Below are 22,122 nucleotides of genomic sequence, written 5' to 3' on the forward strand. Positions count from 1 at the left end.
TTTTTTTAAGTATCAGGCAGTAAGTCGTCTTCTGCTCAATACATTTTCCTTGTATAGTCATGATTTGTTCATAAATATACAAGTGAGAAAATGAAAATAAAGAATACGTAAAGGTTCATGCCAACATTTCTCGTTTGATACGGATCTTTTATTATCTTTGTACAAAGGAAAAGATGGACTTATCTTTGATTTAGAAGGGTTTGTCATATTTATACTCAATGCAAAATTATGCAATCTACAGAAAAATTAAAAAATTAGTATTGAAATATTCTTGTAACATCGTATAATTAGGCTTATCAAATTCAGAAAACTAAGTATATTAGAAAAATAAAAATGATTTAGATTTCGAGGGGGATTACCATGAACACGCAGGAAAAGGTGCTTGACGTCAAGGGGCTCAAGGTTTCCTTCTTTACAGATGATGGGGAAGTGCCGGCAGTTGACGATATCGATTTTTACGTCCGAAAAGGTGAAGTTCTCGGAATTGTTGGAGAGTCGGGCTGTGGCAAAAGTGTCACGTCCTTATCAGTAATGGGACTGATCCCAAGTCCTCCCGGTAAAATTGTCGGAGGTAGTATCAAGCTGAACGATGAGGAGTTAACGAAGGCTTCCGAAAAAAGGATGCGGCAAATCAGGGGAAATGATATTGCCATGATCTTTCAGGAGCCGATGACGTCACTGAACCCGCTTTTTACAATTGGGAATCAGCTGATGGATTCCATGCTTATACATAAAAAAGGAAATAAACGCGAGGCGAAAAAACGGGCGATCGATATGCTTAAACTTGTTGGATTGCCACGTGCTGAGGAATTAATGAATGATTATCCTCACCAGCTGTCGGGTGGTATGAGACAGCGTGTCATGATTGCAATGGCGATGGTCTGTGATCCGAAGCTGCTGATTGCGGATGAACCGACAACAGCATTGGACGTGACGATTCAGGCACAGATTCTAAAGCTGATGAAACGCCTGAACGTGGAGTTAAACACAGCGATCATGTTAATTACACATGACCTTGGTGTCGTGGCTGAAACATGTGAGCGTATCGTAGTCATGTATGCAGGAAAAGTAGTAGAAACAGGTGCATCCATTGATATCTTTAAAGATCCTCAACATCCTTATACAAGAGGTTTGATTCAATCGGTGCCTGATATGAGATACAAAAAGCAGAGACTATATTCGATTCCTGGTAACGTTCCGAAACCGGGCTCAATAAAAACGGGTTGCCGCTTTGCAGACCGCTGTGAATTTGCATTTGACCGTTGCAGACAGGAAGACCCGCCACTGTATCATACGGCGGAAGGCCGCTCCACAAGATGTTTCCTGTTCGATGAAAAGGAGGGCGCAGCTCATGACAGCAGAGCCACTGTTGAAAGTTGAAAATCTTAAAAAGCATTTCCCTGTTCGTGGGGGAATTTTAGGTAAAGAAGTTGGCAGTGTAAAAGCAGTTGAAGGTGTATCGTTTACCGTACATAAAGGGGAAACGCTTGGTATTGTTGGAGAGTCGGGCTGTGGAAAGTCCACAACAGGACGAATGCTGCTCAGACTGATTGAGCCTACAGACGGGAAAGTTTATTTTGAAGGCCAGGACGTCACGACATTAAGCACATCTGAAATGCGTAAGCTTAGACGTGATATGCAGATGGTATTTCAGGATCCATTTGCTTCACTCAATCCGCGACATACGGTTGAAAAGATTCTTGAAGAGCCGTTAAAGGTTCACGGGATTGGAACACCAAAAGAACGTAAACAGAAAGTAAGGGAATTACTTGAAATCGTAGGGCTGAGCAGTTATCACGCTAAGCGTTATCCGCATCAGTTCAGCGGTGGGCAGCGTCAGCGGATTGGCATCGCCCGTGCACTGATGACCCGCCCTAAATTAATTATCGCGGATGAACCGGTGTCAGCGCTGGATGTATCAATCCAATCTCAGGTGCTGAACCTGATGCAGGATTTGCAAAAAGAATTTCAGCTAACGTATATCGTGATTGCGCATGATCTCGGTGTCGTTCGCCATATCAGTGACCGCGTCGGTGTGATGTATCTGGGTAAGATGGCTGAGCTTGCTGACAGTGAAAGGCTCTATGAAAATCCATTACATCCGTATACACAGGCATTATTATCAGCCGTTCCAATTCCGGATCCACTGTTTGAAAAAGAGTCTGTGGTGCTCGAAGGAGATATTCCAAGTCCATCGAATCCGCCATCAGGCTGTACATTCCACACAAGATGTCCATTTAAAATGGATGTTTGTGCTCAGAAGGTTCCCGAATTAAGGGAGCATGAGTCAGGACATTACGTTGCCTGCCATTTATATACAGAGAACGGTAGTGCAGCGAGTCAAAATACACAAGTACTTGAGGAGGGAAAGCATGAATAAGAAAGCATGGTTATTATTTTTCGTATTGCTTCTTACGGTTTCAACTGCATTATTTGGTTGTTCCAGTGAGGATGGGGCGTCAGAAGATGGCTCAGGAAATGATGGGGGCGGCGATTCTGCTGAAGAAACACAAGATACACTTGTCTTTGGACGCGGGGGCGACTCAGTCGGACTTGATCCAATTACAGTAACAGATGGTGAATCTTTCAAAGTAACAAAAAACATCTTTGACACACTGATTTTCTTCGGTGAGCAGGATACAGAAATCCAGCCTGGACTTGCTGCAGACTGGGAAGTTTCTGAAGATGGTCTGACTTATACTTTCATGCTTCAGGAAGGTGTAACATTCCACGATGGTACTGAATTTAATGCGGATGCGGTTGTGTTTAACTTTGACCGCTGGGCTAACGGAACAGAAGATAAGTTCTACTATTACAAATCAATGTTCGGTGGGTTTGGTGATGACGAAGGTCACGTAATCGAATCTGTTACAGCAGTCGATGATATGACAGTTGAAATTAAACTGAAGCGTCCACAGGCGCCATTCCTGAAGAACCTTGCGATGAGCCCGTTCGGTATTGCGAGTCCGGCTGCGGTTGAAGAGCTTGGTGACGAAGGATTCAATGAGGCACCGGTTGGTACAGGTCCATTCAAATTTGTTGAGTGGAGAAGAAATGAGCGTATTGTGGTTGAAAAGAACGAAGATTACTGGCAGGAAGGCTATCCGAAGCTGAACCAGATTATTTTCCGTTCAATTCCTGAAAACTCAGCACGTTTGAATGCACTATTAAATAATGAGATTGATCTTGCTGACGGTATTAATCCAAGTGATGCTGCACAGATTGAAGGGAATGATCAGCTTCAGCTGTTCGAACGTCCATCAATGAACATTGGCTACCTTGGTCTTACAGCAACTCGTGAGCCATTTGACGATCCGAAAGTACGTCAGGCAATGAACCACGCAATTGACCGTCAGGCGATCGTGGATGCATTCTTTGAAGGCCGTGCAGAAGTGGCTAAAAACCCTATGCCACCTGTAATTTCAGGCTACAACGATGAAATTGAAGGTTATGAGTATGATCCTGAAAAAGCGAAGCAGCTTCTTGAAGAAGCAGGTCTTGGCGACGGTTTTGAAATGGAACTTTGGGCAATGCCGGTTCCACGTCCATACATGCCGGATGGACAGAAGGTTGCTGAAGCAATCCAGAGTAACCTTGCTGAGGTAGGGATTACAGCTGAAATCGTAACGTATGAGTGGGCGACTTACCTTGAAAAGGCCCGTCTTGGAGAAGCGGATGCATTCCTTCTTGGATGGACTGGAGACAATGGTGATGCGGATAACTTCCTGTATGTTCTTCTGGATCAGGATAACATCGGAAGCAACAACTATACGTATTACGAAAATCAGGAAGTACATGATCTGTTAATTCAGGCACAGTCTGAAACAGATGAAGATACGCGTAACCAGCTTTACATGGAAGCACAGGAACTGATTCATGCGGATGCTCCTTGGGTACCGCTTGCTCACTCTACACCTTTGATGGCAGGGTCTGCAGCACTTCAGGATTTCCTTGCTCACCCAACAGGCTCTGATGATCTTCACAGAGTATACTTTGAATAATCAGTAACACCATTGCGGGGGAAGGTGATCATTCGCCTTCCTCCTTTTTCTATGGTTAGAACTACATATTGAATAGAAGTGTTGAGAGGTGAAAAAAGATGCTTCAATACATCATTAGAAGATTGCTGCAGCTCATACCGGTATTACTCGGAATGACGTTTATTGTGTTTTTAATCATACGGGCGATTCCCGGAGACCCTGCATTGGTGATTCTGGGACAGCAGGCTACAGAGGAGGCCGTGGCCGCATTAAGGGCATCTCTTGGTTTGGATGAACCGTGGTATGTTCAATATTTTCAGTATCTTGGTAACTTGTTTACAGGAGACCTTGGGGAATCAATCCGGACGCGTACCCCTGTAAACGAAGAAATCTGGCCTTATCTTGCTACAACGTTTGAGCTTTCATTTTTTGCGATTTTAATTGCCGTTATTATTGGCGTTAATGCAGGGATTATCTCAGCATGGTTTCAAAATTCATGGTTCGATTATACAGCGATGATTTTAGCACTTGTAGGTGTGTCAATGCCTATCTTCTGGCTTGGTTTGATGATGCAGTATCAGTTTTCCCTTCAGTGGGACTGGCTGCCGACATCAGGTCGTGAGGATGTTCGGGACCCTGTAACTGCTATTACAAATTTGTATTTACTCGATACATTAATCCAGGGAAGATTCGATCAGTTCTGGACGGTGCTTAAGCATCTGATCATGCCGGGTATTGCACTTGCAACGATTCCAATGGCAATCATTGCGCGTATGACAAGGTCAAGCATGCTTGAGGTCATGAAATCAGATTATATTCGTACTGCACGTGCGAAGGGTGAAAAAATGTTCTGGGTTGTTTATAAGCACTCTCTCAAGAATGCTGTTATTCCCGTTCTGACAGTAATCGGTCTGCAGACAGGATTACTGCTCGGCGGAGCGATTCTGACAGAAACCATTTTCAGCTTGCCTGGAATCGGACGCTACATCTATGAAGGTATTTCATCCCGTGACTATCCGGTTATTCAATCAGGCATTCTGGTCGTTGCCTTTATTTTTGTCATGATCAATCTGATTGTCGATATCCTTTACTCAATTATTGATCCTAGGATTCGCTACAACTGATGGGATTTCACGTAAGAGAGGAGTGTTTGTATGGGTGAACCAGCCAAAATACAGGAGCCGCCAGCTCCAGTGCAGCCACAAGAAGAAACGATTTCTCCATGGAAAGAAGGATGGAGAAAATTTCGCAAAAATAAAATTGCTCTAGTAGGGACGAGTATTGTTTTGTTCTTTGTCCTGATGGCAATCTTTGCACCATGGATTGCTCCTCAGGGAATCAATGAACAGGACCTGCCAAATCGTCTTCAGCCGCCATCGTCTGAATTCTGGTTTGGAACCGATGATTTTGGCCGTGATATTTTCTCGCGCGTTGTGTATGGAGCGCGAATCTCTCTGACCGTTGGATTTTTGGCGGTAGTAGGGTCTGCAGCTGTTGGAAGTCTGCTTGGCATTCTGGCCGGATATTATGGACGCTGGGTAGATACCATTATCTCACGTCTATTTGATATCATGCTTGCATTTCCAAGTATTTTGCTGGCGATTGCAGTCGTTTCCATTCTTGGCCCATCCCTGCGAAATGCGTTAATTGCCATTGCGATCATTAATATACCGAACTTTGGACGACTGATCCGCTCAAGGGTTCTGAGTGTAAAAGAAGAGGAATATATTATGGCAGCGAAAGCAATTGGGATGAGTGATGCACGGATTTTATTCTCACACGTTCTGCCGAATTCAATGACACCAATCATTGTACAGGGATCACTTGCCGTTGCAACAGCCATACTGGAAGCAGCAGCATTAGGATTCCTCGGGCTTGGTGCTCAGGTACCGCAGCCGGAGTGGGGAGCCATGCTTGCAGCGTCACGTGCCCTGCTCGTTCAGGCACCATGGACGCTATTCTTCCCGGGTCTGGCCATCATGCTGGCCGTATTGGGCTTCAACCTGATGGGTGACGGTCTGCGTGACGCACTTGACCCTAAAATGAAAACATAAAAAAATTCGCCGGTGATGCCGGCGAATTTTTTGTTTTACATGGTATATAGATGTTTGTCTATGATTTGCTGGTGGGGACAGGGTATAGGTCAAATGGCACGATTCTTCGAACAAATCTGAAAACCTTACGAACGTGTCGTATAATCCTCCGAACCAGGGCGCAAATCCTGTGAACCACCGGCAACATTCCACGAACCTCAACCGAAATCCTGAGAACAAATGCCTGCTGCTGCCCGATTTATAAACTAAAGCGTCTTCTCCTCTTTCAACAAATCCCTGATCTCACGCAAAAGCTCAACCTGAGGATCCGGCACAGGAACGGCTTCCTTTGCCTCTTCCTTTCGCTTAAAACGATTCAGCAGCTTCACAAAAAGGAAAATAGCAAACGCTACAATAATAAAATCAATAATAGCTTGAATAAACACACCATATGTTACAGCTGCATCACCAATCGTGAGGGCAAGTCCTGAAAAATTAACACCGCCCATTAAAATGCCAATCAGCGGAGTGATAATGTTCTCAACAAGTGCAGTAACAATTTTTCCGAATGCCGCACCGAGAACGACCGCAATCGCAAGATCCAGTACATTTCCCCTCATTGCAAACTCTTTAAATTCCTTCAACATATGATCACCGCCTTTTCTTTTTATTATAAAAATAGAAAAGGGGAAAAGATAGTACATATTTGAATAGACAAAAAACAGGATGAAGCCATGCTCCATCCTGTCTCATTATCCAGTAGCCAATTGCTTACTTTTGTTTTCCTGCTTATAAATATAATCAATCGTCTGAAGGTTAAATTCCTCCGGCTGATCGATATTGCATACATGACCCGAACGGCGGATTGTAATGTACTGAAGAGTGTGGTCCCGTCTGACGAGCTCTTCTACAGGTGCACGGAAGAGGTAATCTTCCTGTCCCATTACAAAAAACGTCGGAATTCCTTTATGATCAAGCTGAAGTTTTGATAAATAAGGGTTAATCATTTTAGTCAGTGAGAACCACTTAATGAATTCCTTCTGACACATTTTTTTGGCTGAATTAACGAAAGCTAAGCGGGATTCTTCATGCCGGCGATTCGGCATAATGATCCAGGCGAATAGCTTGTACAGCAGCATGTATGGAATGAACCGTTTCGTTGTCCGGCCGAACCATAATAAAAACTTGGTGCGGATATCAAGCTTAATAATCGCTCCGCATAAGATCTGTGAGCGGACATATTGAGGGAACTCACTTGTGATCGTTTGAACAACGATTGTTCCTAATGAAATTCCGATAAAATGTGATTGTTTTACTTGTAAATGATTTAAAACGTCAATCACTTCTTTAGAGACTTCTTTAAAGGTATCCCCTTTTTTCCAGCGGCCCCGCTCAGACTGGCCGTGACCACGCAGATCGACGACAATGACGTTGAAATGTTTTCTGAATTCCTTGATTTGCTTAAACCAGATACTGGAGCTTCCACCGGCACCGTGAATAAAAGTAACCCATGGAAGAGATTCGTTATTTTGATAGGTTCTGTAATGAAGCACGTGTCGTTACCCCTTTTTTTATACTCTATTAATCTAAACATATTGAGGCTCTATGAATCAACTAAAAAGCGGTCAGACCACTTGGAAATAATAGTGTTTATGCAGGCTGCAGCCCGGGTTAAAAGAAGCATGGCAAGAAGGACAGACAGCGTCACAATTCAGGTATTCGTTTATCGTTAATTCTGTTCCACAGGCCCCGCAGAGAATGGCTTTTTGATCAAACTGATCAGCAGGCCAGACCTGATGCTTTCCGCAGCCGGCTTCATCGTGACAGCTTTTGCATGGATAATAGCGACCGCAGCAGTAAAATTTAATGGCAATAATATCGAGTTGGGTATGATAATGTGTACATCTTGTTTCATGGTCAATCTGCGGTCCATAGACATTTGTACCGTGAATGTTTACTTTATGCTGAATCGTCATGTGAGATCACCATTTTTTCTTTTATCTTATCATAAAGGAAGGAAATGCAGCTTCTCTCTATTCAGTAAAAGGTGTTATGATAGCGTTAACAATAAAGGGATGAAGGTGATTGGATGCTGATTCTTGCGATGATCGAACGTCTGGGCATCATTGTCACGGTGGCATTTTTACTGACTCGTTTATCTTTTTTTAGAAGACTTTTCGATTCTCACGGGCAAATTGATGTGAAGCAGCGAATTCTGCTGGTCATCGTATTTGGCTGTTTTGGAATTATCGGCACTTACACAGGCATCATTATCAATCCGATGGAGGATTCGATTGACCGCTGGACCCGGGTGTTAAATGATGATGAGGCTATTGCGAATTCGCGCGTGCTCGGTGTCGTAGTAGCCGGGCTTTTAGGAGGGTGGCGTATTGGTGTCGGAGCAGGTTTGATTGCCGGCGTACACCGTTTTTTCCTTGGAGGATTCACAGGCATTGCCTGCGGCCTTGCGACGATTGTGGCAGGTGCTATGGCAGGTATCATCTCCTCAAAGCAGAAAAAAAGCCGCATCATCACACCGAAGGCAGCACTTGTAGTGGGGGCTTCAGCTGAAGCTGTTCAAATGTTGATTATACTGGGAATGGCAAGGCCGTTTGACCGGGCGTGGGCACTTGTGCAGGATATTGGGATCCCGATGATTGTGGCTAATGGAATTGGTACCGCACTTTTTGTTCTGATTATCAGAAGTGTTATTCAGGAAGAGGAACGGATGGGAGCGGTTCAGTCACAGAAAGCCTTACGCATTGCAAACCTGACACTGACTCACATGAGAAAAGGTTTGACGCCTGTTTCAGCAGCTGAAGTCTGTGCTATTTTGTATAAGGAAATTCCTTCGCTGGCAGTTGCGATTACAGACCGGACCACGATTTTATCACATATCGGTAACGGTCTTGATCATCATGGAACAGGGGAGGAAATCCGTACGGAAGCGACTAAATATGTGATCGAAACCGGACAGGGCATTACCGTTGGGAAGCAGTCTATACAATGTGATGATCCTGACTGCCCGCTTCAGGCCGCTGTTATTGCTCCACTTAAGCAGAAAGATAAAACGATCGGAACACTCAAGGTTTATTTTTCATCTGAGCGGATGATTTCTCCGATCATGCTGGAGCTGATCCGTGGGTTATCAACATTACTGAGTCATCAGCTTGAAATTGCAGATGGGGAAAAACATAAAGAACTGGCCAGAGAGTCAGAAATCCGGATGCTGCAGGCCCAGGTCAGTCCACATTTCCTGTTTAATGCGTTGAATACAATCGTCTCACTGACGAGAACGAACCCGGATCATGCCAGAAAACTGTTGATCTCATTATCAGCATTCTTCAGGCAAAACCTGTCCGGGACAACAAAAAAAATTTCGACGGTAAGTGAGGAAATAGAGCATGTAAAAGCTTATCTGTCGATTGAGGAAGCACGCTTTTATGACAGGCTGGATGTTTCGTATGACGTGGACCCGGATGCTTTGTCGGCTGCCGTGCCACCTATGACCCTGCAGCCGCTAGTGGAAAATGCCATAAAGCATGGGCTGAAAGGTAAAAGTGAAGGAGGCAGGCTGGTTGTGCGGGTATATAAAGAGGGTGACCGCGTTAAAATAGAAATAGAAGATAATGGTCTTGGCATGGAGACAGAACGTCTTCATTCCCTGATCTCCTCTGCCGTTCCCTCTGAAAAAGGCACAGGAATCGGCTTATATAACTTAAACGAACGTTTAATTAAAGTCATCGATGAGGAGGCGGGGCTTGCGGTCAGTTCTGAAAAAGGGAATGGTACAACCGTCCGTTTTTCTGTTCCGGCTCCTGCAGACGAGTTCATAGGAGAGGTGATGTGAAATGGAGATTAAAGCTGTCATCATTGATGATGAACCGCTTAGCAGACAGGAATTGCTTCACCTCCTCGGCATGCATCCTGAAATCAGTGTGATTGCCGAAGCTTCCTCAGCTGAAAAGGGACTTGAGATTGTATTGAAAGAAGAGCCGGATGCATTGTTTCTGGATATTGAAATGACAGGGATGAATGGTGTTGAACTCGCTGAAGCGCTTCAGCGGATGAAAAAACCGCCTGCGATTATTTTTGCGACCGCTTATCCGGATTATGCAGTCAAAGCATTTCGTGTAGAAGCCGTTGATTATTTGCTCAAGCCATTTGATGAAATCCAGCTCGAACAGGCTGTTAACAGACTGAAGCAGCGTCTCGCTCCTCCTGAGGTAAAAGTTTCTTCTCCCGGTGCAGGAAGATTGGCTGTGCAGAGTGAGGACCGGATTATTTATTTAAAGCCTGAAGAGATTTTATATGTCTACAGAGAAGGAAGAGATACCTTTGTGGTGAGTGAAAAGGGAACTTATCCAACAAAGGCTGCGCTTAAGGATCTTGAAATAAAGCTGAAAAGCTTCTCTTTTTTCCGTGTCCATAAGGGATACCTCGTCAATATAAAAAAGGTGGAGGAGCTTGTTTCCTGGAGCACAAACGTTTTTGAGCTGAAAGTGCGTAACAGGGCTGAATCCATACCAGTCAGTCGCAATTATGTAAAAGAATTACGGGAAACGCTTGAATTGTAAGAGGGGGCTTTGAGCACCCTCTTTACACGTCAGGCGTTATTTTTTACTTTTCAGACTTTTATACAAACATGTTATCCATATTTGATCTCAAAAAGGCTCTCTCCCGCTAAAATGAAAGCGTATACAAAATGCGTGAGGGGGAAACAACAGATGGTTACATTTCTCGTCGCTATCGCTATTTTAATTGTTGGGTATTTTACGTACGGAAAATTTGTAGAGAAAGTATTCGGGGTAAAAGAACAGCGCCTCACACCTGCTTATTCCCATGCGGATGGCGTGGACTATGTACCGATGGATACAAAGAGAAATTCCATGATCCAGCTGTTAAATATCGCTGGGGTTGGACCGATCTTCGGTCCGATTATGGGGGCATTATACGGTCCGGTTGCGTTTTTATGGATTGTATTCGGCTGTATTTTTGCCGGTGCGGTTCACGATTATCTGACCGGTATGATTTCAATCCGGAACAAAGGGGCTCACCTTCCCGAGCTTGCAGGAAAATTTTTAGGTAAGGCCTTCAAGCACGTAGTAAATGCTTTCTCCATTTTACTTCTTGTACTTGTCGGAACCGTTTTTGTCACGGCACCGGCTGCATTGATCGCAGACCTGACGCCGGCCTGGATTACAATGGGCGTAATTATTGCTGCGATATTCTTGTATTATATTTTTGCCACATTGCTTCCGGTTGATAAAATCATTGGACGTCTTTATCCGATCTTTGGTGCTCTTCTTCTGATCAGTGCGATAGGAGTCGGTGGAGCACTTGTCGTTCAGGGGCACCCGATTCCGGAAATGACATTAGAGAACATGCATCCGGGTGGACTGGCGATCTTCCCGTTATTATTCCTGACAATCTCATGTGGAGCTTTATCAGGATTCCATGCAACACAGTCGCCAATCATTTCAAGAACTACACAGAAAGAAAGCCAGGGAAGAAAAATCTTCTACGGCATGATGATTCTAGAGGGGATTATCGCGATGATCTGGGCAGCTGCCGGTATGGCACTGTTCAATGGTGCGGATCTAAATGAAATTCTTGCTGCAGGCGGTCCTGCTGCAGTCGTTCGTGAAGTATCGATTACAACGCTTGGCGCAATTGGTGGAACGCTTGCGATTATCGGGGTTATCGTACTGCCTATTACATCAGGCGATACAGCTTTCAGAAGTGCACGTATGATTATTGCGGATTATATTAAGGTTGGACAAAAGAAGATTATGAGCAGACTTTGGATTGCGATTCCACTTTTTGTGATCTCAGTTGTGTTAACTCAGATTGATTTCAATATTCTATGGCGCTACTTCTCCTGGGCGAACCAGTCAACTGCGATGATTGCGCTTTGGGTTGGTGCGATGTACCTTGCACTTCAGCGTAAAAATTTCTGGATTGCAGCTGTACCGGCGGCCTTTATCACAATGGCTACTTTTACGTATATCCTGAATGCTGAAATTGGCCTCAGACTGCCGATTGAAGTCTCATATGCAGGAGCAGCTCTCATCACAATCGGTGCCATTGTTGCTTTCTTCTATACAGTAAAGGCAAGATTGGCAGCAAACGATTCAGGTCTTCGTCCGATCGTAGTGGATGACGAGTTTGATCAGACTGCATAAAAAATGTGAGTTTAGGGTTTAATATAGAGGCCTTTCAGGTTGTGTCGCCTGAAAGGTTCCTCAAAACAGTACAGTGACGAATAATGATCCAGTTGCTGTCCTGTTTTGAGGAATACTGCCTTAACGTTCCTCTGATTTGCACTAGACCCATAAATATTTTCCCGTATGACCTCCTTTCTGATGAAGGGAGGTTTTTTTATACATGAAGTAGGCAATAACAGGAATATGTGCAATAATTCCTCATTGTATTAAGTCTGAAAATTCTTTATATTTAAAGGAGCGGGGGGAGAGGCCAATGTCTATAGCAGAATGGATCTTCATCCTTGTCAGTGCCGCATGGGTGGGGGAATTTATATTCTTCCGGAACCGAGGCACCGGAAAAGGTGATCCGCTTGAAACGCGGTCTTTTTTCTACATTCTCGGAAGTCTGCTCGGTGCCATCGCTCTTGCACTCACACTTCAGGAGATGAGAGGAAGCGGGCTGGAAACAGCATTGAGATGGACAGGTCTCATTCTTTTTGCGGGAGGCGTTTTCCTGCGCTACTGGGGCATTCTTCATCTAAAAGCGCAGTTTACACGTCATGTAACCGTCCGCGAGGGGGACCGTATCGTCAGCTCAGGACCCTACCGTAAGCTGAGACATCCGCTGTATACCGGTCTCTTTTTAATCGGTATCGGCATGACGCTGTTTTTCATGAGTCTGATAGCCGCCGCATTCGGTTCCGTTGCTTTACTTTTCACACTTTTATACCGGATTCAATATGAGGAGAAGTTGCTGATTTCGCAGTTTGGACCAGAGTATCAAGAATGGATGAAAAGCCGGTACAGGCTGATTCCATTTATATATTGAAAAAGGGGAGTGGCAGAATGAAGAAGAAAGCATTGGTTATTGGTGCAGGTTTAGCAGGTATGTCAGCAGCAATCAGATTAACAGCTGACGGGTACGACGTGAAGATTATTGAGAAAAACAGTAACGTGGGTGGTAAGCTGAATCGCCGTGAAGGAAAAGGTTTTACGTTTGATACAGGACCATCTATTCTGACGATGCCGTGGGTACTTGAGCAGTTGTTTTCAAGTGTACACCGCCGGATTGAGGACTACATAACGATCGAGAGAATTGAGCCCCAGTGGCGGACATTCTTTGAAGATGGCGTCCAGCTGGATGTCACGAGCGATCTTCCTACCATGATTGATGAAATGAAAAAAGTGAGTGGCAACACAGATGCCAGCATCAGTGAACTCATCAACTATTCAGAAAAGATGTACGACCTCTGTATGAAGAGTTTTTATAAATATAGTCTTGCAGATTTAAAAGATCTGAAAAAATATCATACGCTAAAAGATTTAATGTCTATGGACCCGCTGAATACAGTGGCGGAAGGAACGAAGAAAAAGTTGAACAATAAGCATCTGGAACAGCTGTTTAACTTCTTTGTGATGTACGTTGGTTCCAATCCATATCAGGCTCCGGCTATTTTGAACCAGCTCATTTACGTCCAGCTGGGTCTGGGTATTCATTATGTAAAAGGCGGCATGTATAATATTGCGATCGGGATGAAAAAGCTTCTTGATGAACTCCGCGTGGACGTTCAGCTGAACTCTCCTGTTGATCATCTTGTGTTCGAAGGCAAAACAGTAACAGGAGTCAGAACAACTGATGGTACACTTCATGAAGCCGATATCGTTGTTTCGAACCTGGAAGCGATCCCTGCCTATCGCAACCTTGTTCCGCACAAAGAAGGTAAAAAAGAAGCGAAAAAGCTGAATAAAACGTTCGTACCAAGCGTGTCAGGACTTGTCCTTCTTCTTGGCGTGGACCGTCAGTTCACAAACCTGAAGCATCACAATTTCTTTTTCTCAGAAGACCCGGAAAAGGAATTCAGTGATATTTTCGAAAAGGGTATACCTTCAGATGATCCAACGGTCTATGTAGGAATCTCTTCCCGCTCAGATGACTCACAGGCACCTGCCGGAAAAGACAATCTGTTCGTTCTTACACACGTCCCGCCTCTTAAAGAAGGTGATCAGGGCAAATATGACTGGGCAGAATACCGTGAGCTTGTTCTGGACAAGCTTGAGCGAATGGGAGCAAAAGGGCTGCGCGACTCCATTGAATTTGAGTACCGCTTTACACCGGAAGACCTTGAGGAGCTTTACGGTCCAAATGGCGGCTCAATTTATGGCATTGCGTCTGACAAGAAAAAGAATGGTGGATTTAAAATCCCTGCCAAGAGTGAGCTGTATGAAAACCTGTATTTCGTAGGTGGCTCAACTCATCCAGGTGGCGGTGTGCCAATGGTCACGTTATCCGGTCAGCTGACAGCCGATTTAATTAAGAGAAATGAAGAGGGTACATTAGTCAATTCAAAAGTGAAGCACGCGTGATTGAAAAAGAAGCCGGGATTTCTCTCCGGCTTCTTTTTTATGTTCCTGCTTCCTTAACGTCAGCTCAGCGGAAAGTTAAAATAATCCTGGGCATGGTAAACCTTGAATCCACATGACTCATAAAGCTTTAAAGGACCTTTATTCTCAGCTTCAACTTCAAGATGTACCTCAGCATTTTCCTGCTGAAGCTGGTTCAGAACAAGAAGCAATGCATTTCGGCCAATCCCTTTTCCTCTTAGATCTGATGAGACTACAAATCCGTAAATCCATTTCTGATCATCGTTTGAATGGATTCGGATTTTTCCGGCCGGTACACCATTCCACTCAATGATATAAGTGATGGTGGAAGGATCGTTGCGTTCTGCGTTCAGAAATTGTTCAGCGTCCTCCACCGGCACGGAAAAGCCTTTCGCATCGAGCTTGATTTGGAATTGACGATCTTTTTCTTCAGCCTGACGGATTGATACTGCCTCTGAAGCAGCAGGAATGATCTGTGGTTCCCACTTCATTTGATATTCCGTCATTTTATAAGTGGCTTTTACCGATTTAACGAATGCCTGCCCTGATTCGGATTGAGCCGGAGTATTCAGCAGCATTGTTTTAATGCCCATATCAGGTACCGCATCGCAGGCTTCTTTGAACAGAGCTGAAAAAAGACCCTGTCTTCTGTAATCGGGGTGAACCATTCCACAAACCTCGCCTACGGAGCCAAAATAATAAACGCCCAGATAAGCGATCAGTTCATCACCTTTAAAGTGATAAAACATCTTAACACCTTCACCTGATTGTATGGTATCCTCGTTCAGTTTTAATTGGACTCCATCCGTTTGCTCACAAAGTGTTTTCAGTTCAGTAATTTTCTTTAACATGATGATCCCTACTTTACTCATAATAATGAACGGTTCTTTTATCAGAATAGCTTAAAAAGATGAATTTCACTATGAATCACTTATAAAAAAGAGCTGGAGATGATCGCAATGTGCCATCATCTCCAGTCTCATCAACTTCTTACTCACCACTTCTCTTCTTCGCTTTTCGAATAGGAGGAGCAGGAAACTCCTTTCGCAAAAGCCTGAACAATGTATAGACCATCAGAATCAGGATGATGGTAAATGGCAGTGCTGAGACCAATGAGGCTGTCTGCAGGGCTTCGAGTCCATTTTCACCCGCAACGAGAAGGACAAGTGTAATGGCTCCAATCAGTACGCCCCAAATAATGCGGACGATCAGCGGGGGATTCAGTCCACCTGTTGTTGTCATGCTGCTGATGATATATGTGGCAGAGTCAGCAGATGTAATCAGGAAGGTGAAAATAAGCGAAATGGCCAGGATTGAAAGAACCAATGAAAGCGGCAGCTCGTTGAATGTTACGAATAATGCGCTTGTAATGTCATCATTAACGGCTTCAGCTATATTTGTCCCCTGAAATAAATCCAGATGCAGCGCAGTTCCACCAAAGACTGCAATCCACAGAATGGCAATAACCGGAGGAACAATTAACACACCTACAATAAATTCGCGGATTGTACGGCCTTTTGATACGCGGGCAATAAACGCTCCAACAAACGGTGACCAGGCGATCGCCCATGCCCAGTAGAAAATGGTCCAGTCATTCACCCATGTTCCACCCTGATATGGCTGCAGACGTAAGCTGTAGCGGACAAAATTCGTAATGTAGTCTCCGAGACCTAAAACAAAGGTTTCGAGAATAAAAACAGTAGGACCAGCGAAAAAAACAAATAGCATTAACAGTAACGCAACACCAAGGTTCACGTTACTCAGCCATTTAATTCCACGATCGATCCCTGTAGTTGTGGAAATGATGAAGAGGGCAGTAAGGACCACCATGATGATCAATTGCGTGGCTCCGTTATTCGGAACATCAAACACGCTGTTAAGTCCCCCGTTAATTTGAAGGACACCGAGCCCGACTGAGGTAGCGACACCCATAACAGTGGCTATGACAGCCAGGATATCAATCGTCTGATTCAGAGGTTTTTTGTAGGAGCGTTCTTTAACCAAAGGTGACAGACTGGTCGAAATCAGCCCGTTCTCTTTTCGTCTGAACTGAAAATAAGCAATAATCAATCCGACAATAGCGAACACGGACCACTGGCTGATTCCCCAGTGAAAAAAGGAGTAAGCCATGGCAAGTCTGGCGCCCTGTTCAGTTAAAGGCTCTGTTGATGCTTCAGGAGAAGTGAAAAAGTGGCTCATTGGTTCAGCGATTCCCCAGAATACGAGACCGACGCCAAAGCCTGCTGAAAACAGCATTCCGATCCAGGTGAAGAACGGATATTCAGGACGATCATCATCACCTCCAAGTCTGACCCTTCCATATCTGGTCAACGCTAAAAACAGCAGAAATAAAACAAAAAAGAATACCGCCAATAAATATAGCCATCCAAATGATTCTGTTGTGAATCCGAACGCAGCATTCGCACCCGCAGAAAACTGTGCAGGAAGGAATGCTCCAATCAGCACTAACACCGTAATGATGGCAGCTGATACATAAAAAACGAGTCCAAGTGATTTTTTTTCTTTCTTCATGTTGTCTCCTTTCGTAGTTGAATGTTTACGTGCTCTAGTCCTTATTTCCCTGTAGGGCTTCTCATTAAACGGAAAATATGTGTTTGAATTGGAGAGAATCAGTCAATAATAAACTATCAAAATTTAAACGGAGAAGGTGCGAGGATGAGTGTTCCCTTTTTTAAACAGTTCAGCCGTCCAAAAGGTGCAATGGGGAAAGTGGCGGGATACATTATGTCAAAGGAAAACAAAAAGCTGAATCGCTGGTCTGCGGGCTGTCTTGATGTGAAAAACGGTGAAAGAATTCTTGAAATCGGCTATGGGCCGGGTGCATGTATGAAAGAGATCATTAAGAAAAATATCACCATTGATGGTATTGATGCTTCTGCGGCAATGGCGGAACAGGCGGGGAAAAGATTGGAGCAATCCATCGAAAGCGGGAAGGCAAGAGTGATGCAGGGTAAGGTTGAACACATTCATCTGCCTGAAAATTATTATGACAAAATTTTATCCGTTAACAACTTTACCATTTGGGAAGATCCTGATCAGGGACTGAAAAAGCTGTATCATGCATTAAAGGAAGATGGAAGGATTGTTATTACGATGCAGCCACGTGAAGATACAGCAAGTCCGAATCTGACCCGCATGATGGGTAATGAACTATATCAACGTCTTACAAAAGCAGGATTTGAGCATGTGACTCTTTCCTACAGAAGATTTTGGCCTGAGCTTGCCGTGGCAGCTGTTGCTTTTAAAAGGAAGAGAGATCATTAAGCCATTTGGCAGTCTCAGATGGTGACTGTAGAATAATGATCCTGGCATCTGTTTTATTCAGGCGATCCATGACAACAGGAGCATGACGGTCATTATAAAACCAGATCCATTTCAAAAAATCCATGTCCAGTTTTTCCTTGCAGCCCTCTGTCATATCCGGACGGGAGCGGTTGGCATACTGCAGCCTTCTTTTGATTGCGCGACTTGTACAGACGAAACGTGAGTAGTGCAGGAAAATTACGGTGTCGCACATTTCCAGCCTCTGCTCCATCGTGCTGTTGAAGTTTCCGTCCAGTATCCATGTTTTCTGCATCATAATGTCCTGTATTTTATGACGAAACTCCTCCCGGTCACTCTGTTCCCAGCCGGGTTTCCAGAATAAAGCGTCAAGGTGATACACCGGGATGCTTAAAATGTTTGAAAGCCTTCTGGCTATGGTCGATTTCCCGGCACCGCCGGATCCGATAATCAGAATCTTTTTCATTAAACAAATCCTCCTTTAATAAATATATAAAAAGTGCTGGTCAGATGGAGCGCTTTCAATTATACTAAAAAAGAAGTAAATGGAAAGGGTGTGTTGAATATGACAAACAGCGTATATATGATCATTGTCTTAAACGTACACAACCCGTATGACCATTTGAGGTCTTCCATTCAGGAATAGGATTCTTCTGTTATTTTTCAAATCAGAAGTCCGCGGGTTTGTGTACATTCACAAATTAGCGGGCTTTTTTATATTTGAAAAATCAGGAGGAATTACATTGACAACTTTATTATCAAAAATGGGCTGGAATCAGGATTGGGAAAATAAAATTTTTAAAACAGAACTGACTCCAGGCAGAATTATTACGGAGCATAAACACATTTACCGTATTCAAACGGAACATGGGTTATTAATTGGTGAAGTCTCAGGGAAATTCCGACACCAGGCGATTTCACGTGAAGACTATCCTGCTGTCGGAGACTGGGTGATGGCAGACATCCGCCCGGAAGAAGGAAAAGCGACAATCCATGAAATTCTGCCGAGAACCTCGAAGTTTTCACGAAAGGCACCAGGAGATACTACTGAAGAACAAATAGTGGCTGTGAATATCGATACTGTTTTTCTAGTTATGGCATTAAATCAGGACTTTAATTTAAGACGTCTCGAGCGTTATCTGCTTTCAACATGGGAAAGTGGTGCGAATCCAGTCGTGATTTTGTCTAAAGCAGACTTATGCTTGGATCCGGATGAGAAGTTAGCTGAGGCTGAATCGGTTGCCATGGGTGTACCGATCACGATCACAAGTGCGAAAAATGGTACCGGTATTGAAGAGGTGAAATCCTACATCAAAGAGGGAATGACGATCGCTGTCATGGGATCATCCGGTGTCGGGAAGTCCTCCATTATCAATTCACTGCTTGGAGAAGAGCGGATGCTGACCCACGAAATCAGGGAAGATGACGGAAAAGGAAAGCATACGACAACACACAGAGAGCTGCTATTACTTCCTGAACATGGAGTAATTATTGATACACCAGGGATGAGAGAGCTGCAGCTTTGGGAATCAGAAAGCGGTCTGTCCCACAGCTTTCAGGACATTGAACAGATTGCTGAACAATGTCAGTTCAGGGACTGCCATCACGAATCAGAACCAGGCTGCGCTATTTCCCGGGCAATAAATAATGGCGAAATAGATCAATCCCGATTCGACAGCTATGTCAAACTGCAGAGAGAGCTTGCTTACCTGGAGCGTAAAACAAATAAAAAAGAACAGCTCCTGGAGAAAAAGAAGTGGAAGAAAATTTCCCAGCAGCAAAAAGCGCACTACCGTTAAAAATCCGGCTTCGGCCGGATTTTTTATTTTGAGCTAGACGGGAAGGGTGATTTGACAACTTTTTTTGGTTATTTGACAACTCTTGAGCGTAATATAACAACTCTTTTAGCTTATTAGACAACTCCCGGACGTTATTTAACAACTATTTAATGTTATTTAACAATCCTCATTTATAACGAGACTGCCTCTAGATGAAAAGTGACATCCGAAGACGCCTGTGGCAGAGACGCGAAAGGTGAGCCAATGTAGCGCAAAGCGCAAGTTGACTCACCGCCAGGCCACAGCCGCGAAGGATGTCACTCCCACGTCTCTAAGGTTAAATGTCTAAAAACAGATGAAGCAATAAACGAACACACACATTCTCTTGAAATAACGATTGCGGTGCTATACTGATAATACCCATTTCACTTATCAGGAGGACCTGAGATGAAATCAATGTTTGAAAAGGCCATCGGAGAACAGTTTAACCAGATGCACCCTGATCTTCAAAAGAAATACGCCCTCCATAGCGAGTCCGGCTATATGGTCATCACAGAAGGAACCATGCATGAAATTAAAGGAGGATCTTTACTGGTCAGAAAAGTATCGATTCTTGGCACGAAGCTTAATTTCGCTTTTCCGGAGCGCGGAGATGAAATCCCTTTTTACATGGAAAATAAGGCATATATAGATCATCGAGGGAAAGAAAGTATGACATGGAAAAGAACATTCCGGTTTCCAAAAACCGTCCGCTATTTTCACGATGAAATGAAAGAAGGAGATTCACCGGATACAGTCGATAATCTGACTGACCAATGGGGAATTGTCCGGTTGCCGCTTGACCTGAAAGTTACGAAAACAGGTGGCATGCTGCTGACCTCAAGAACCATGACGGCCCACCTTTTTGGCAATGTCATTAAAATACCATCTTTTCTTGGCGTGAAAGCAACAGTTATAGAAGAATACAACCAGGAAAAAGACCTGTTCGACGTCCACATTCATATTTATCAGCCTCTGTTCGGCACAATTCTCTCCTACAAGGGGACTGTGAGGATGAGATTCCCGCAGGTGGGTTGATCGCGGGGACAGGTTCGTAAAATAATGGACAGGGTTCGCAGAATGTGAGCTGATGTTCGCGGAATTTCAAGGATGTTTCGAAGGATTTTTGGCTCGTTTCACAAAATCCCGCATCACTTTCGGAGAATTGTACCAATTGACCTATGCGCGGAGACTAACAAGCCCAGTACAGCTTCCTACTCCACACTTACTCAATAAAAATACTTTTTATATAAACAATAGGACCCTGTATCCCCTCATCACGCAGCCGTGAAAAAGGGGATACAGGGTCCTGTTCTATTTTCTCAAATCAATTAGATGTTGCTAATACCAGACGCATCCGCAGATTCTTCCGTCAGAAAAGCGACAGGTGAGACAGCTTGGTGCGTACGGGTTCACAGTCCGGCCGCGGAAGGATGAGTCCGGCCCGGTTTATATTATTTCATCCCCGCCGTCGCCAGCAGTTCACTCGTAATCGGGCCATTCCACTCACTCATCCCCGGTGCGACGCGGATGATATTGGATCGTCCATTCACCATCAGGTTGTCACATGCCATCTGACTGCGCATCCCTGATTTACATAGCACATACACCGGCTCTGATTCAGGAATCGCCGCTATATACTGCTCCACCTGTGCAAGCGGTACTGAATGGGCGCCGGGAATATGACCACCTGCATACTCCTCAGGCTCACGTACATCCAGTAAGATAACCGGACCCGTTTTTAATGTTGATTCCAGCTCTTCGTTAGAAATGGTTTTTACATCTCCGACAGGTGCAACTTTTTTCCGTACAGCACGTTTTACATAATGAGTTTGAACGTTTCCATCCTCGGAACCTGATAAATATTCATTTCCTGTGCTTTTACACCATGCAGGGATATCAGCCATTGAGCCTTTATCTGTTGTAATGATTTCAAGAATTTCTCCTTCCTGCAGGTTAGCCATCGCTTTTTTAGTGCGTACGATTGGCATCGGGCAGGCGAGTCCCTTGGCATCCAGTTTGTGATCAGCATTCATTGATTCAAAACACTCCTTATAATTGGTTCATTCCGCCGCGTACGTTAACAATGCGTGTGAAACCTTGTTTTTTTAGTACTTTTGCTGCCTGTGTGCTTCTCATTCCGCTTTGGCACAGCAGGACGACTTCTTTGTTTTTATCTAACGAGGATGCCTGCTGGGGCAGACTCCCTAATGGTATATTTTGAAACCCTCTCATGTTGCGCGCTTTGAATTCTCCAGGGGTCCTCACATCAATCCACTGGGAATTCTTTGTCTTTTTTAATGTTTTCAGTTCGTCTGCTGAGATCGTCTTGACTCCTTTAGCAGGCATCATACGCCAGATAAAAAAGAGGACAACGGCTCCGATTAAGATCCATTCCATT

At 44.2% G+C, this 22,122-nt stretch carries 21 protein-coding genes; 13 read left to right on the forward strand and 8 right to left on the reverse strand.

What is annotated here, in order from left to right; all coding sequences use genetic code 11:
- Positions 1 to 360: 360 nt before the first annotated feature.
- The 5 genes from E2491_RS02705 to E2491_RS02725 all read left to right on the forward strand — a co-directional run bounded on the left by E2491_RS02705 (position 361) and on the right by E2491_RS02725 (position 6,034).
- Positions 361 to 1,380 (forward strand): ABC transporter ATP-binding protein, encoded by a 1,020-nt coding sequence (locus tag E2491_RS02705; protein ID WP_134372331.1) that lies wholly within the window; start codon positions 361 to 363, stop codon positions 1,378 to 1,380.
- Positions 1,352 to 2,380, forward strand: a complete 1,029-nt coding sequence (locus E2491_RS02710) for an ABC transporter ATP-binding protein (protein ID WP_134372333.1) — start codon at positions 1,352 to 1,354, stop codon at positions 2,378 to 2,380. Before E2491_RS02705 ends, E2491_RS02710 begins: the two co-directional genes overlap by 29 nt.
- Positions 2,373 to 4,001: an ABC transporter substrate-binding protein gene (locus tag E2491_RS02715; RefSeq protein ID WP_134372335.1), complete on the forward strand. Its 1,629-nt coding sequence runs from the start codon at positions 2,373 to 2,375 to the stop codon at positions 3,999 to 4,001. Before E2491_RS02710 ends, E2491_RS02715 begins: the two co-directional genes overlap by 8 nt.
- A gap of 98 nt (positions 4,002 to 4,099) precedes the next feature.
- On the forward strand, positions 4,100 to 5,104 hold the full coding sequence (locus tag E2491_RS02720) for an ABC transporter permease (protein ID WP_134372337.1): 1,005 nt from the start codon (positions 4,100 to 4,102) through the stop codon (positions 5,102 to 5,104).
- 30 nt (positions 5,105 to 5,134) lie between these two features.
- On the forward strand, positions 5,135 to 6,034 hold the full coding sequence (locus E2491_RS02725; protein WP_134372339.1) for an ABC transporter permease: 900 nt from the start codon (positions 5,135 to 5,137) through the stop codon (positions 6,032 to 6,034).
- A 245-nt stretch (positions 6,035 to 6,279) separates the two neighbouring features.
- Here E2491_RS02725 and mscL read toward each other — a convergent pair whose 3' ends face one another.
- From mscL to E2491_RS02740, 3 genes are all read right to left on the reverse strand, one after another.
- Positions 6,280 to 6,660 carry a large conductance mechanosensitive channel protein MscL gene (gene mscL, locus E2491_RS02730; RefSeq protein WP_134372341.1) on the reverse strand — a complete coding sequence of 127 codons (381 nt, stop codon included), beginning with the start codon at positions 6,658 to 6,660 and terminating at the stop codon, positions 6,280 to 6,282.
- A 105-nt stretch (positions 6,661 to 6,765) separates the two neighbouring features.
- Entirely contained in the window at positions 6,766 to 7,566 is an 801-nt protein-coding gene (locus E2491_RS02735; RefSeq protein WP_134372343.1) for an alpha/beta fold hydrolase, read from the reverse strand.
- Between the two features lie 72 nt (positions 7,567 to 7,638).
- Positions 7,639 to 7,989, reverse strand: coding sequence for a CHY zinc finger protein (locus E2491_RS02740; protein WP_134372345.1), 351 nt, complete (start codon positions 7,987 to 7,989; stop codon positions 7,639 to 7,641).
- A gap of 113 nt (positions 7,990 to 8,102) precedes the next feature.
- Here E2491_RS02740 and E2491_RS02745 point away from each other — a divergent pair, with 113 nt between their 5' ends.
- The 5 genes from E2491_RS02745 (at position 8,103) to E2491_RS02765 (ending at position 14,583) form a co-directional block, all read left to right on the forward strand.
- A complete protein-coding gene (locus E2491_RS02745; protein ID WP_134372347.1) occupies positions 8,103 to 9,863 on the forward strand; it encodes a sensor histidine kinase in 1,761 nt (586 codons plus the stop codon).
- Position 9,864: 1 nt separating this feature from the next.
- Positions 9,865 to 10,590 (forward strand): LytR/AlgR family response regulator transcription factor, encoded by a 726-nt coding sequence (locus E2491_RS02750; protein ID WP_134372349.1) that lies wholly within the window; start codon positions 9,865 to 9,867, stop codon positions 10,588 to 10,590.
- A 150-nt stretch (positions 10,591 to 10,740) separates the two neighbouring features.
- Positions 10,741 to 12,198, forward strand: a complete 1,458-nt coding sequence (locus E2491_RS02755) for a carbon starvation CstA family protein (RefSeq protein WP_134372351.1) — start codon at positions 10,741 to 10,743, stop codon at positions 12,196 to 12,198.
- 295 nt (positions 12,199 to 12,493) lie between these two features.
- Positions 12,494 to 13,048, forward strand: coding sequence for a methyltransferase family protein (locus E2491_RS02760; protein WP_134372353.1), 555 nt, complete (start codon positions 12,494 to 12,496; stop codon positions 13,046 to 13,048).
- Between the two features lie 17 nt (positions 13,049 to 13,065).
- Positions 13,066 to 14,583 carry a phytoene desaturase family protein gene (locus E2491_RS02765; RefSeq protein WP_134372355.1) on the forward strand — a complete coding sequence of 506 codons (1,518 nt, stop codon included), beginning with the start codon at positions 13,066 to 13,068 and terminating at the stop codon, positions 14,581 to 14,583.
- Between the two features lie 59 nt (positions 14,584 to 14,642).
- On the opposite strand, the gene E2491_RS02770 is transcribed toward E2491_RS02765, so the two are convergent.
- Positions 14,643 to 15,452: a GNAT family N-acetyltransferase gene (locus tag E2491_RS02770; protein ID WP_166805770.1), complete on the reverse strand. Its 810-nt coding sequence runs from the start codon at positions 15,450 to 15,452 to the stop codon at positions 14,643 to 14,645.
- A 139-nt stretch (positions 15,453 to 15,591) separates the two neighbouring features.
- Complete coding sequence (locus tag E2491_RS02775; RefSeq protein ID WP_134372359.1) at positions 15,592 to 17,133, reverse strand: BCCT family transporter; 1,542 nt, start codon at positions 17,131 to 17,133, stop codon at positions 15,592 to 15,594.
- 144 nt (positions 17,134 to 17,277) lie between these two features.
- On the opposite strand from E2491_RS02775, the gene E2491_RS02780 reads away from it, so the two are divergent.
- Complete coding sequence (locus E2491_RS02780) at positions 17,278 to 17,886, forward strand: class I SAM-dependent methyltransferase (RefSeq protein ID WP_134372361.1); 609 nt, start codon at positions 17,278 to 17,280, stop codon at positions 17,884 to 17,886.
- On the opposite strand, the gene E2491_RS02785 is transcribed toward E2491_RS02780, so the two are convergent.
- A complete protein-coding gene (locus tag E2491_RS02785; protein ID WP_134372363.1) occupies positions 17,864 to 18,370 on the reverse strand; it encodes a DNA topology modulation protein in 507 nt (168 codons plus the stop codon). The genes E2491_RS02780 and E2491_RS02785 overlap by 23 nt on opposite strands.
- A gap of 298 nt (positions 18,371 to 18,668) precedes the next feature.
- Here E2491_RS02785 and rsgA point away from each other — a divergent pair, with 298 nt between their 5' ends.
- Complete coding sequence (gene rsgA, locus E2491_RS02790; RefSeq protein WP_134372421.1) at positions 18,669 to 19,703, forward strand: ribosome small subunit-dependent GTPase A; 1,035 nt, start codon at positions 18,669 to 18,671, stop codon at positions 19,701 to 19,703.
- Positions 19,704 to 20,129: 426 nt separating this feature from the next.
- Positions 20,130 to 20,759 carry a DUF4166 domain-containing protein gene (locus tag E2491_RS02795; protein WP_134372365.1) on the forward strand — a complete coding sequence of 210 codons (630 nt, stop codon included), beginning with the start codon at positions 20,130 to 20,132 and terminating at the stop codon, positions 20,757 to 20,759.
- 416 nt (positions 20,760 to 21,175) lie between these two features.
- On the opposite strand, the gene E2491_RS02800 is transcribed toward E2491_RS02795, so the two are convergent.
- Together E2491_RS02800 and E2491_RS02805 are read right to left on the reverse strand one after the other, a co-directional pair.
- Entirely contained in the window at positions 21,176 to 21,757 is a 582-nt protein-coding gene (locus E2491_RS02800; protein ID WP_134372367.1) for a sulfurtransferase TusA family protein, read from the reverse strand.
- Between the two features lie 16 nt (positions 21,758 to 21,773).
- Complete coding sequence (locus E2491_RS02805; protein WP_134372369.1) at positions 21,774 to 22,121, reverse strand: rhodanese-like domain-containing protein; 348 nt, start codon at positions 22,119 to 22,121, stop codon at positions 21,774 to 21,776.
- Position 22,122 lies beyond the last annotated feature (1 nt).

This window comes from Jeotgalibacillus sp. R-1-5s-1, from assembly GCF_004405105.1.
Lineage (GTDB): Bacteria > Bacillota > Bacilli > Bacillales > Jeotgalibacillaceae > Jeotgalibacillus.